8 protein-coding genes and 1 pseudogene are annotated in these 13,008 nt (G+C 68.7%); 8 read left to right on the plus strand and 1 reads right to left on the minus strand.

Annotation, left to right across the window (positions count from 1 at the left end):
* Nucleotides 1-25: 25 nt before the first annotated feature.
* Genes ACWFR4_RS39680 through ACWFR4_RS39690 form a run of 3 tightly spaced genes read left to right on the plus strand, consistent with a single transcriptional unit; the run spans nucleotide 26 to nucleotide 2,660 of the window.
* Complete coding sequence (locus ACWFR4_RS39680) at nucleotides 26-1,207, plus strand: sensor histidine kinase (RefSeq protein ID WP_453656507.1); 1,182 nt, start codon at nucleotides 26-28, stop codon at nucleotides 1,205-1,207.
* A gap of 39 nt (nucleotides 1,208-1,246) precedes the next feature.
* Nucleotides 1,247-1,918: a LuxR C-terminal-related transcriptional regulator gene (locus ACWFR4_RS39685; RefSeq protein WP_453656508.1), complete on the plus strand. Its 672-nt coding sequence runs from the start codon at nucleotides 1,247-1,249 to the stop codon at nucleotides 1,916-1,918.
* Nucleotides 1,919-1,976: 58 nt separating this feature from the next.
* Nucleotides 1,977-2,660, plus strand: coding sequence for a response regulator transcription factor (locus ACWFR4_RS39690; RefSeq protein ID WP_453656509.1), 684 nt, complete (start codon nucleotides 1,977-1,979; stop codon nucleotides 2,658-2,660).
* A 22-nt stretch (nucleotides 2,661-2,682) separates the two neighbouring features.
* Here ACWFR4_RS39690 and ACWFR4_RS39695 read toward each other — a convergent pair.
* Nucleotides 2,683-3,393, minus strand: a pseudogene (locus ACWFR4_RS39695) (PP2C family protein-serine/threonine phosphatase); the annotation flags it as partial.
* Between ACWFR4_RS39695 and ACWFR4_RS39700 the strand changes: the two are divergent.
* The 5 genes from ACWFR4_RS39700 to ACWFR4_RS39720 all read left to right on the plus strand — a co-directional run bounded on the left by ACWFR4_RS39700 (nucleotide 3,358) and on the right by ACWFR4_RS39720 (nucleotide 12,991).
* The gene (locus ACWFR4_RS39700; protein ID WP_453656510.1) at nucleotides 3,358-4,539 is read left to right on the plus strand and encodes a sensor histidine kinase; all 1,182 of its coding nucleotides are present in this window, start codon (nucleotides 3,358-3,360) and stop codon (nucleotides 4,537-4,539) included. The pseudogene ACWFR4_RS39695 and the gene ACWFR4_RS39700 sit on opposite strands and share 36 nt — an antisense overlap.
* Nucleotides 4,540-5,022: 483 nt before the next feature.
* A complete protein-coding gene (locus tag ACWFR4_RS39705) occupies nucleotides 5,023-7,875 on the plus strand; it encodes a family 20 glycosylhydrolase (RefSeq protein ID WP_453656511.1) in 2,853 nt (950 codons plus the stop codon).
* A gap of 14 nt (nucleotides 7,876-7,889) precedes the next feature.
* Nucleotides 7,890-10,154 (plus strand): right-handed parallel beta-helix repeat-containing protein, encoded by a 2,265-nt coding sequence (locus ACWFR4_RS39710; RefSeq protein WP_453656512.1) that lies wholly within the window; start codon nucleotides 7,890-7,892, stop codon nucleotides 10,152-10,154.
* A gap of 120 nt (nucleotides 10,155-10,274) precedes the next feature.
* Nucleotides 10,275-11,150 (plus strand): glycoside hydrolase family 16 protein, encoded by an 876-nt coding sequence (locus ACWFR4_RS39715; RefSeq protein WP_453656513.1) that lies wholly within the window; start codon nucleotides 10,275-10,277, stop codon nucleotides 11,148-11,150.
* An 824-nt stretch (nucleotides 11,151-11,974) separates the two neighbouring features.
* Nucleotides 11,975-12,991: a LacI family DNA-binding transcriptional regulator gene (locus ACWFR4_RS39720; protein ID WP_453656514.1), complete on the plus strand. Its 1,017-nt coding sequence runs from the start codon at nucleotides 11,975-11,977 to the stop codon at nucleotides 12,989-12,991.
* Nucleotides 12,992-13,008: the final 17 nt, after the last annotated feature.

Raw genomic sequence — 13,008 nt, forward strand, 5'->3', positions numbered from 1 at the left:
TGAGCCGTCCCGAACGGAGACCTCGATGCTCAATCACTTGCAGCGCCACCTACGCACTCACCCTCGCTCCGCCGATGCGTGGGCCATCACCGGTGCATTCGGTCTGGCGGTATACGCCAGCGCGGAGGGCACCTGGGGTACCACGCCGGACCAGCTCGCCTGGTGGCCAGGTGTGACGCTGTCGGCACTTGCCTGCGTCGCTCTGTGGTGGTGCCGTGGCCACCCCGTGGCCGTCACCCTGATCGTCGGTCTGTGTGTCAGCCCGGAGGTGGTTTACGGATACCTCACGACGCCGCTCCTGCTCGCCCCGGCCATGCTCGCCCTCTACTGGCTGGCAATCGAGGCCGACCGACGGACCGCCCACGTCTACGGCCTGGTCCTTGCCGTCCTGGTGGTGCCGCCTTCCGTGATCGGCAACAACTTCGGTAACCCGATCCTGGCGACTCTTAATACGGTGTTCTTTGTGTTTCTCCCGGTGGCATGGGGTTCGGCGCTTCAGGCACGTCGTGCCTATTTGGGGTCCCTGTACACGCGTGCCGAACTCGCGGAAGGTACGCGGGAGGAGGAGGCCCGTCGACGGGTGGGGGAGGAGCGGGTGCGGATCGCCCGGGAGTTGCATGACGTGGTCGCCCATCATCTGGCTCTGGCCAACGCACAGGCGGGAACCGCGGCCCACTTGGTACGACGCAAGCCGGAGCATGCCGAGCGTCTCATCACGGATCTGGCGGGCACGACAGCGTCGGCACTGCGTGAACTCAAGGCGACCGTGGGCTTGTTGCGTCGTCCTGACGAGCAGGGCTTTTCCACCGAGCCGAGTCCTGGTCTGGGGCGGTTGCGTGAACTGATCGATGAGCACGCGGCCATGGGCTTGGCTGTGACGGTGTCCAGAGAGGGGGAGGAGCGACCGCTCGCACCGGGCGTGGACCTGACCGCGTATCGGATCGTTCAGGAGGCCTTGACCAACGTGGGGAAGCACGCGTCGACCGCGGCGGCGCGGGTGACGCTGTCGTACGGGGGCGACCTGTTGACCATCACGGTTTCCGACGATGGCACGGGGCAGAAGGTCACTCCTGTCGAGGACGCGTCCGGCGGGTACGGCTTGATCGGTATGCGTGAGCGAGCGCATTCCGCCGGCGGTCGTTTCACGGCAGGGCATCGACCCGGCGGAGGATTCACCGTGGCCGCCGAACTCCCCGTCAACTTCTGACACTTCGCCTCTCGCACGAGCTCAGGAAGGCCACGCGCCATGCCCCTACGTGTCATCGTCGTCAGCTGCCAGGCGCTGACTCGGGAAGCCCTTCGCCGGGTGATCGATACCAGCGGTGACATCACGACGGTCGCCGCGGTCGGCGATCACCTCGCGGCAGCCGACCTTGCCCGAGCCCATCGGCCTGATGTCGTCATCATGGAGAGTCGCGTTTTCGGAGACGATGCGATCGTGTCCCTGCACGGTGGCACCGGTGGGTCCGTCACCGGCGTGCTCATGCTGGACCACGATGCCGACGGCAGGGAGACCGCCCGGGCTCTGCGCTCCGGGGCGAGCGGTCTACTCGGCGCGGACATCACGCCGGCAGGTCTGCTGTCCGCCATCCCTGCCGTCGCCGACGGCGAGACCCCGCTCTCCTCAGGGGCCACCCGGATTCTGGTCTCCTATTTCCGGTCCGCGCCGTCCCCCGGTCTCCGGAGAGCCCCGAGTCAGATGCTTGCCCTCACTCCGAGAGAGCGGGAAGTGACGGCTCTGGTGGCACATGGCCGAACCAACGATGAAATCGCTGAGCACCTTCGTGTCAGCCCGCTCACCATACGCACTCACATTCGCCACTCCCTGAGAAAGCTGGATGCGAGCAATAGAGCCCAACTGGTGGTCATCGCCTTCAAAACAGGGCTGGTGAACCCCACATCCACAGGAGCGATATGAATCAGTATGGAACTGTGAACATCCCACGTACCCCGCGCACCTGATAAAGGACCGCTGTATGCCCATCCGCGTTCTCCTTGCTGACGACCAGGCCCTTCTCCGAGCCACGTTCCGCATGCTGATCGACTCCAGTGATGACATGGAGGTAGTCGCCGAGGCTTCCGACGGCGCGGAAGCCGTCGAGCTGGCGCGCACACACCGACCCGATCTCGTCCTCATGGATATCCGCATGCCCGGCACCGACGGCCTGGCGGCGACGGCCGCCATCTGCTCGGACCCGGACTTGTCAGGTACCAGGGTGCTGATCCTCACCACTTTCGAGATCGACGAGTACGTCGCCCAGGCGCTGCGGGTGGGAGCAAGTGGCTTTCTGGGCAAGGACGTGGCGGCCGACGCGCTTCTCGCAGGTATCCGCACGGTGTCGGAGGGGGAGTCGTTGCTGTCGCCTGCAGCCACTCGCGTGGTTGTCACTCGATTCCTTGCCACTCCCGAGCCCACCAACGACAAGGTCATGCCCGAGCGGTTGGCCGCCCTGACGGCCCGGGAACGTGAGGTGACAGCGCTGGCGGCCGAGGGCAAGTCCAATACAGATATCGCCGGGGACCTTTTCCTCAGCCCGCTGACGGTCCGTACGCACATTCAGCGCGCCATGACCAAACTCGACGCCCGTGACCGTGCTCAACTCGTTGTTTTCGCATACCAGTCGGGGCTCGTGGAACCCGGCCCTTCGGCCGCACAGTGAATCTGCGCACGCGGTGGACGGTCAGAACGGCGATGTCGTCGTGTTGGTCCCGGCGGGAGAACCGGCGGGCGTCTTCGTAGAGTGACAGGGGCAGTTCATCCGGAGCGAGGTGCGCAGGCTCTTGCACGCGCTTGTCGAGTGGATAGAAGTTACCGGCGGAGTCGCGGGTCTCGGTGAGTCCGTCGGCAGACAGCAGGAGCTTCGCCCCATCGGGCCGAGCGACATGGTCGATGGCCTGGGGCGTGTCGGGCAGCGCGGCCAGCCCCAGCGGTACGGAAGCGGACAGTGTCAGGGCTGTGGCTACCCCGTCGCACACCAGGTAAGGGAGATCGTGGCCACAGTTGGCGAACTGGACGTGCTCGTCGGGCGTGATCTCTACGACCAAGGCCGTGACGAAGCGCTCGGAGTCTCCCGTTTCCGCCGCGTAGGCGTTGTGCCGCACCACGGCGGCATCGAGCACGTCCACGAGTGCGGTCAAGGCGGACTCCGGACAGCGGGTGCGCGGCACTCGTACTCCCGAAGCCCGTCCAGATATTGCCCACGCGATGCCATCGACGCGGCCGGCGGCGGCCACGGCCCGCCGTGCGCCGGATTGGCCTCGTGGTGCGACGGTCCACGACACACCGGCGGTGTGCACTGCCCGGTGATGCGTGGCGGCGTCGCCGACCATAGGCATCACCGCTGACCGGAGAGTGCGATGCTCAACCGTTTCTTGCACCATCTGCGCGACCATCCGCGCTCGGCCGATGTGCTCACCATTGCGGGCGCGTTCGCCCTGGCCGTCTACGCCAGCATGCAGGGCACCTGGGGAACGACGCCGGAACAGATTGCCTGGTGGCCCGGTCTGATTCTGTCGGTGCTCGCCTGCACCGCATTGTGGTGGCACCGCAGCAATCCGCGAGCCGTGGTCGTCGTCACCGGCGTCTGCGCGAGCGCGGCCTCCGGGTACGGGTATTTGACTACTCCTCTGTTGTTCGCGCCGGCCATGGTCGCCTTGTACTGGTTGGCACTTGAAGTCGACCGCAAGGCGGCAAATCTGTACGCCCTCGGGGTTGCGGTGCTGATCATTCCTCCAGCCCTGCTCACCGACACGTACCGGAACATGGTTCTGGCGGCTCTCAACCCCGCTTTCTTCTTGTTCTTGCCCGTTGCATGGGGTTCGGCGGTGCAGGTGCGCCGTGCGTATGTGGAGTCGTTGTTCACGCGTGCCGAACTCGCGGAACGTACGCGCGAGGAGGAAGCGCGTCGGCGGGTGGGGGAGGAGCGGGTGCGGATCGCCCGGGAGTTGCATGACGTGGTCGCCCATCACCTGGCGCTGGCCAACGCTCAGGCGGGAACTGCTGCGCATTTGGTACGGAGTCGGCCGGAGCAGGCGGAGCATTTGATCACCGAATTGGCGGGGACAACAGCTTCCGCGTTGCGGGAGTTGAAGGCGACGGTGGGGTTGCTGCGTCGACCGGACGAGACGGATGCGCCGTTGGAGCCGGCTCCCGGGCTGAGCCGGTTGCCGGAATTGGTGGCGGCACACGCTGCCGCGGGGCTGGCAGTCTCGGTGGTGGTCGAGGGGGAGGAACGCCCTTTGGCGCCAGGGATGGATCTGACGGCGTACCGGATCCTGCAGGAGGCGCTGACCAATGTGAGCAAACATGCGGTGGGGGCGATGGTGCGGGTGACGTTGGCGTACGCCACAGACGCTCTGACCATCACGGTGTGCGACTACGGGGGCGAAAGTCCGGTTGGCGTGCCGGGCGACGAGGTGAGCGGGTTCGGGCTGATCGGGATGCGGGAGCGCGCCCAGTCGGCGGGAGGCCGTTTCACGGCGGGGCCCGGCGCTGACGGCGGCTTCATGGTTACTGCCGAACTGCCGATCCATTCCTGAATCCCTGCGGGCTCAGTACGTCAGATTCAGTAGCAGTGATGCCTGGGCTGGCACGACGCCATAGAGCTCGTAACACGAGCATGTTGCTGACACGGACACGGCGGCGCGACCCGAGGACCAGCTCCAGCTGTAAGAACCAGCTTGCATGCACCGGGCGTTGTCAGAGGCATCAGGCACACTGCGCATGCTGGAGAGCGCATACACCCTGACACTGATACGGGGGGCGGACCCCGCGCGAGGTGCTGCGCGCGATGGAGGCGGAGCCGCGCGGCACCGGGGAGGGAACGGCCGGGCTGCTCTGCCATCAAGGGAGCCCCGTTCAGCCCTTCGCTGCCCGGCCTGCCCGATTGATCGGAGGTATTGAGGAGGTTTCTCTGCCTTCACTCTGGCGCTGCCCGGGCTGACTCAGTAACCTCCCCTCCAGTTCACGTGGTCTACACCACGAGTCTCGGAGGTGGCCAAGTGCCGCGCAGGGCAAGTCGGTTGATAAGCGCGGCTGCGGCCGCACTCGCGGTCATCGGGGCGCTGTCGGCCCCCGGCGGTGCCTCCGCGGCAGCTCCTGCGGAGGTCGCTGCCGCCCCCGCTGTGGTACCGCCCCTGCAGAACTGGTCGGGTGGAAGCGGCCAGTTCACGCTCACCCGGCGGTCCCGGATCGTCGTTGACGGTGCGCCCGGGTCCCGGTTGGTCACCGACGCGCGTACGTTCGCCGACGACCTGGCGGCGCTGGGCGCCCGGCGACTGCCGGTCGTCGCCGGTAGCTCGGCGCGCAAGGGCGACATCGAGGTCACCGCGCGGGACAACGTCGGTGAGGGGTTCGGAATCGACGTGACCCGGGACTTGGTCCGCCTATCCGGTGACGGCCCGGCCGGTGCCTTCTATGCGGAGCAGTCGGTCGAGCAGATACTGAAGACCTCCGATGACCACGCCTCGCTTCCGGTCGGCACTACCCGGGACACCCCCGCGCAGCGGACCCGAGGCCTCATGATCGACACCGCTCGCACGTACTGGTCGGTGGAGTCCATCAAGCAGACGATCCGTCAGCTGGCGTGGACGAAGTTCAACACCCTGCACTGGCACCTGACCGACTCGGAGTTCTTCCGGCTAGACCTGCCCGGCTACGAGGGGCTCGCGGCGGCACAGTCGTACACCCCCGCCGATCTCCGCGCCGTGCAGGACTACGCGGCCCGCTTTCACGTCACCGTGCTCCCGGAGTTCGACATCCCCGCGCATGCCACCGCGATGTCGAAGTACCGGCCGAGCCTGCGCTGGGACTGCGCGTCCATGAACGCGATCATCGACACCGCCCGGGTCGACCCCGGGTTCACCGTCGACATCACCAAACCGCAGAACGTGGCCTGGCTCGACGGGCTCGCCGAGAAGATCGTGGACCTCTTCGACTCACCGGTCATCCACCTCGGAGGCGACGAGACACCACGCGCCGCCACGCAGGACAAGTGCCCCGAACTCGCCGCGTACGCAAAGGCGCAGGGCTACTCCCGGACCCAGGACGTCTTCCTCGCGTACGAGAACCACCTGAACGCGCTGCTCGCCCGGCACGGCAAGAAGATGCAGATCTGGGGCTGGTGGCCGCAGGCCGGGGGAGCGGGCTCGGTCACCGTCGACAAGGACATCCGCATCCAGGCGTGGCTGGGCGACGAGCAGACGTTCATCGACCAGGGCTACGACGTCGTGGTGAGCAACGAGTTCTCGCGCCTGTACGTCGTCCCCAAGGCCATGCCGGGCACGGCCAACGGCCAGTACATCCCGGACGACGACGCGCTCTACCGCACGTACGCCGTGAGCACCTCGGACCGGGTGCAGGGCCTTGAGATGGCGCAGTGGGGCGACCGACAGTACACGGCGCCGGAGGCCTACTCGCTGACGTATCTGCGGCGTCCGCTGCAGATCCTGGCCTCCACCGCGTGGGGCAGTCCGCGCAGGGCGAGCTATCTCGACTACGAGGCGATGGCCGACACCGTCGGGACCGCTCCAGGCGTCGCCGAGCCCACGGACCCCGACGCGCGGCCGGTGAGCGCCACGGCGTACGGGCCCGAGGGAGTGGCGAACGCCGCCGACGGCGACCCGACTACCGCGTTCGCCGCGGATACCGCGGGGGCTGCCGTCGGCCTCGATCTCGGGGAACACGGCGCGGTGCGCCCGGCCGCGGTGCGGCTGCTGCCCCGCAGTACATCGACAGCCGACCTCTCCTCGCTGGTCGGAGCCAGGATCGAGGGCTGCTCCGCCGGACCGGACCGTGGGTGCACGACGCTGTCGAGCGTGGAGTGGACGCCTACCCGCGATTGGCAGACGCTGCCCGTGGACGCCGCGCACGCCTACCGGTGGGTGCGCCTCGTCGGCGCAGCGAAGGCCAAGCCGGTCGTGGCCGAACTGGAGGTTCTCGCCGCCCCTCAGGACGTGCACGTCACGGTGAGAGCACCGCGCGACCTGTCGCAGGGCCACCGCAGCGTGGTCGAGGCCGAGGTGACGAACACGACAGGCCGGGCCCTTCCCCGGGTCGAGGTGCGCCTGACCGCACAGCACACCCGCGACAACACTGCCCTGGCGCACGCGATTTCGGCGCGGCACGTCACCGTACCGCCACATCAGCGCCGCACCGTGCGGTTCATCGTCACGCCCGACGAGGCCGCGCACGCGGGCCCCTACCGTCTCGCGGCGACGGTCGACTTCGCCGCCGGCGAGGGCAGCCGAAGGGTGCGGGGCTCGGCGCTGTCAGCGCTGCCGCTGCGGGACCTGACCGAGGCCTACGACAACATCGGCATCACGCAGGACGGCAACCCGCAGCGTGGCGACATCGACGGTGCGCAGTCGAGCCTGTCCGCCGAGGGCCTCGCGGCGGCGGGCGTCGAGCGGGGCCGCACGGTCTCGGCTGACGGATTCACCTTCGTCCTGCCGTCGCCGGATGCCACCGACCGGGACAACGCCGTGGCCGACGGTCAGCGCATCCCGCTCACCGGACACGCGGCCCGTGTCGGTCTCCTGGTCACCGGAACGTACGGGACGTCCGCGGGAATCACCGGGAAGGTCACGCTCGCCTACGCCGACGGCACCACCGCCACCGGCGAGGTGACTGTGCCCGACTGGGGCGCCGCGACGGGTTCGGCCGCCGTGATCGCCGCCGACGCGGGAAGGGTCAACGGCAGCGGCCGTGCCCAGGCCACCCGCCCGGCGCAGTTGTACGCCGTCCACGTCGACGCCGACCCGGCCAAGCGCCTTGTCTCCGTCACACTGCCCACCGCGTCGGGACCTCTCGGCGCCAAGGCTCCGCTGATCCACGTGTTCGCCCTCGCCACCGACGACCGACAGGGGACCTCCTGATGCGTCACCGCCTCATGCCAAGCCTGAGACGCGCAAAGGCCGCTGTGCCCCTGGCCCTTGCCACGGTCCTCGCGGGCGTCCTGCTTCCCGCGGGCGCCGCCACGGCCGGCGAACCACCCGTCGTCGTACTGCACGCGGCCCCCGACGGTGGCGGCAACGCATGCTCGTCCAGGCATCCGTGTTCGGTGGAGGGCGCCAAGGACCGGGTGCGGCATCTGCTGCCGTCGGGGCGGGCACGCGACATCGTGGTCGAACTGGCCGACGGGACGTATCGCCTCGACAAGCCCCTGGAATTCGGGCCCGATGACTCCGGCCGCGGCGCCCACCGGGTCACATGGACGGCGGCGCACGGTGCGCATCCGGTGCTCAGCGGGGCGCTCAAGGTCACACACTGGACGCTGCGCGACAAGGACAAGAACATCTGGGAGGCTCCGCTGCCCAAGGGCCTCGACACCCGTCAGGTCTACGTCGACGGCAAGCGTGCGCCCATTTCCCAGGTGACCCCCGCCGACCTGAATCTGTCCTTCGCTGCGGCGAGCGGCGGCTACACCACCACACCCGCCACCTGGGGCCAGGACCTGCTCGAAGCCGTCGGTGCGGACGCACTGCGCAGGGTCGAGTTCGTCTACACCGGCGGCAACGGCCCCTGGACCCAGTCGCGCTGCCGCATCGAGTCGGCACAGGGCTCAACTCTCCTGATGCAGCAACCCTGTTGGGGCAACGTCACGAAGCGGCCGACGTTCACCCAGGCTTCGGGTTCACTGCCTTCGATGAAGGCGGGCACGGCGCCGACCCGCATCGAGAACGGCTATCCGTTCCTGCATCCCGGGCAGTGGTACGTCGACCAGGAGCGCGGCGTCCTCGACTACATCCCCGCCGCCGGTACCGACATCCACTCCCTCGACGTCGAAGTGCCCCGTCTCAGCACCCTGGTGAAGGGCGCCGGCACGCTCGACGCACCGGTGCGCAACCTCACCCTCTCCGGCCTCGACTTCGCGTACGCCACCTGGCTGGACCCGAGCAGCCCCGCCGGATTCGCCGACGTACAGGACAACTTGCGGCTCACCGGGGACGACCCCGCACGGCCGCAGGGCACCTGCACCTTCGGCACGCCGCCGGGCACGTGCCCGTTCGGCGCGCTCACCCGGCAACCCGGCAACGTGCAGTTCACCGCCGCCCACAACATCATCCTGCGCGGCAACACCTTCACCCACCTCGGCGCGGCCGGACTCGTCCTGGAACACGGCAGCCGCGACAACACCGTCGAAGGCAACACCTTCGCCGACATCTCGGGGAACGGCATCATCCTCGGCAACACCACCGACCCCCACCCCTCCGACGCCGGCGCCGACGACCGTGAGATCAACTCGGGCAACACCCTGGCGAACAACCTCATCCACCACGCCGGAGCCGACTACCCGAGCGCGGCCGGCATCACCCTCTTCTTCACCCGGCACACCCTGGTCACCCACAACGAACTGCGTGACCTGCCCTACACCGGCATCTCCGCAGGAGTCATCCAGGGCCACGTCGACAACGCCGCACACCCCGAGAACACCACCAACATCAACAGCGACAACACCATCAGCCACAACCTGATCCACCGTTACATGCAGGTCCTCAAGGACGGCGGTGCGGTGTACGTCGAGGGGCATCAGGGCCAGACCATCAAGGCCGCCGACGGTTCGGTGGACCGGGCCGCGAGCATCGCGCACGGCCTGACCGTGGCGGGCAATGTCGCCTACGACCAGGGCAACGTCAACTTCACCTGGTACGACGACGCCGGGGCGCAGTGGCTGAACTGGACCGGAAACCTGGAGTGGGGCGCCAAACAGGCGCAGGGCGGCTGCCAGACCACCGGCCATCTCGACTACGTCGGCAACGTCCAGTCAGGCCTGACCGGCGAGTTTCACTGCTCACCACCCGTACCGGTGGACACCCGTATCGAAGGCAATCGGGCCATCCCCAGCACGCCGGACGCCGCCGACCTGCCCGCCGACACCCTCGCGCAGGCCGGGCTGACCGGCCGCTGGCAGCGCCTGACGACATCGACACCGCCCGGCGTCGGCTACGCCCACAGGGCGACGGACGGAGGTGATGTCCTGGTGGCAGGCCATGGCTTCGGCCCCGGCACCCGGGTCGACTTCGACGGCGTACCCGCTGCCCGGATCACCGTCCTGTCCAACGGCGTGCTCCAGGCGGAACCACCGTCAGCCACCGACCCGGTGCGGGTGACGGTGACCACCCACGCCGGCAGTGCCACGGCCGTGCTGTCGTGACAGCCACCCTGAACGTGCCCTGAAAGGGACACCGGCCGATCCACTGATTCACGGGGCGAGGGCCGCCGGACCCCCGCCCGCGCCTCGCGGGGCTCCAGAGCCGAAACCCAGGAGGACAGCATGCAGGACAACGGGATGTCACGCCGCCGCCTCATCCGTACCGTGGGCGCGGCCGGGGCCGTCGCCGCACTACCGGGAACCCTTGCCTACGCCGCCGAACCTGCCGTCGCAAGCACCCGCCCGGCACTCGTCGACCCGGCGACCCCGCTCGACGCGCAACCACATGTCGGGCCCTTGGCAACACGGGCCGCGTCCACGCTCGTCTTCAGCGACGAGTTCACCGGCACCAGCGTGGACACCAACAAGTGGAACATCCTCGACGTCGACCGCGGCGACTACTGGTACAAGGCATCCAACGTCCGGGTGACGAACAGTGCGCTCGCCATCGACATCAGCAACGTCGGCGACGGTACCTACGGCGGCGGCCGCATCGACAGCCAGGGCCAGTTCGACTTCACGTTCGGCACCATCGAGTACAGCATCCACATCCCCCCGACTCAGGGGCACTTGGCTGCCGCGTGGCTGCAGGCCAGCAATGGGGTGACCCCCGGCGGCGCGGTGGACGGCACAGCGCGGGACGGCGCCGAGATCGACATCATGGAGACCTTCAGCACCGCCAACCAGTACGGCGTCACCATCCACTGGGACGGATACGGCGCCGACCACCAGCAGTCCAGCACCAACGTCAGCGCCCCCGGCCTGCACGACACCACCTGGTACCACACCGTCACCCTGGACTGGACATCCACTCGGATGACGTTCAGCTACGAAGGCACCGTGGTCCGCACCATCACCGACCCCAACCTGATCAGCCAGGTCCGAGAGTTCCCCATCGCGTCCCACGAGGTCATCCCCTACGCCCAGGGCAACATCGCGGACGCCCCCCTGGACTACACCTCCACCATGTATGTGGACTACATCCGTGTCTGGCAGTAGTCGGTGCTTTGTGAGTCGAGTTGGGCCCAGACGGTTGTGCCGTCCTCGCGGTAGCGAACTCCCCAGCGCTTTGGCGAGTGTCGCCCAGACGCCAAGGCGCCACTCCGGAAGGCGTGAGTGTGTCTGCTCCCGGGCCGGTCCGGCCGACTGGAGTTCGGGCGGCACATCCCACCGGGCAACCCTCGTCCGGAGACAGGTGCCGGGTGCGTACGACGAGCAGGACACGGTCTGGGGCCAGGCTGCGGCGCGTGGGGCCTTGCTCGCACCTGGCCGCGGGGGAGGCGAGGCAGACCGTGCTTCCCGGTCATGACGATGTGCTCGCGGGTGAAGCGCAGCGCGTTCTCCAGACTGCCCGCGGTGCGCGTGGTGATGCCCTTCGCCAGGTCCACGTCCCCAGGAGTGAACGGCTCGCCGCCGAGCCGGCACTCGAAGGCGACCGCTCCGAAGATCGGACCCCGTGCCGACAGCGGCGCCACAAGCCGGGGCCCGTAGGGGGTGCTGTCCGAGTGGGCGCCCTCCGAATCCCGCACCGGCAGGATGACGCGACGGCAGCTGCGGGCCGAACAGCGCGGGCAGCAGAGCCGAACACGTCGGTGGTGGCGCGTAGTCGGGCCGGGTACTGCCCGCCGCAGCACAGTGCAGCACCCTGTCACTACTCTGTGCGGAGGCCCCCGGTAGTCCCACCGTGTCGAAGCGCTTCGACAGACTTATGGACAGGCGTCCGTCGATCCCCATAGGGTCGACAGGTCGAACGGTCACGGGCAACCCGCGCCCGTCGAAGCGCTTCGCGTCGGCGTCCCCTCGTCACAGCTCAGGAGAACGACATGGTCACGCTCGCAGAGGTCGCCCGGCACGCCGGAGTCTCCGCCAGCACCGTGAGCTACGCCCTCAGCGGCAAGCGGTCCATCTCCGCGGCCACCCGCGAGCGCGTCGAGAGCAGCGTCCGCAAGCTGGGCTACCACCCGAACGCGGGAGCCCGGGCGCTGGCCAGCAGCAAGTCGAACATCATCGCCCTGATGGTGCCGCTGCGCACCGACATGTACGTGCCGGTGATGATGGAGATCGCGATGGCCGTCGCCACCGCCGCCCGCACCCACGGCTACGACATCCTGTTGCTCACCGGCGAGGAGGGCGCCGAGGCGGTGCGCCGCATAGAAGGCAGCGCGCTCGCCGACGCCATGATCGTGATGGACGTCGAACTGGACGACGAGCGGCTGCCGCTGCTGCGTGCCGCGAACCGGCCCGCCGTCCTCATCGGCCTGCCGTCCGACACCACCGGACTCAATTGTGTGGACCTCGACTTCGCCGCCGCCGGAGCAGTGTGCGCCGAGCACCTCGCCGACCTCGGGCACCGTGAGATCGCCGTCATCGGCGAGGCCGCCGCCGTGTACGAGCGGCACACCGGATTCGCCGAGCGGACCCTGACGGGCCTGCGGGAGCGCAGCGCCGAGCTGGGCCTGCGACTGCTCCACCGCCCCTGCGAGGGCAGCTATGCCTCGGTCTCGGCAACATTGTCGCGGGTCTTCGACGAGCGCCCCGGCACGACCGCGTTCGTCGTGCAGAACGAGGCGGCCACCGACCCGCTGCTCGCCCTGCTTCGCCAGTCGGGCCGCGCCGTCCCCGAGGACGTCTCCGTCGTCGCTGTCTGCCCCGAGCAGGTCGCCGCGCACGCGTCGGTGCCGCTCACCTCGGTCGCGGTGCCCGCGCAGGAGATGGGGCGGCGCGCCGTGGAGCAGGTCATCGCCAAGATCGAGGGGCGCGGCTCGGACGAGGAAGTCGTGCTGCTGGCACCGGAGTTGACGGTGCGCGAGAGCGCGGCCCAGGCGCCCGCCGGAGCCTGAGCCGCGCGTCCCTCTGT

The organism is Streptomyces sp. NPDC055140, assembly GCF_053607285.1.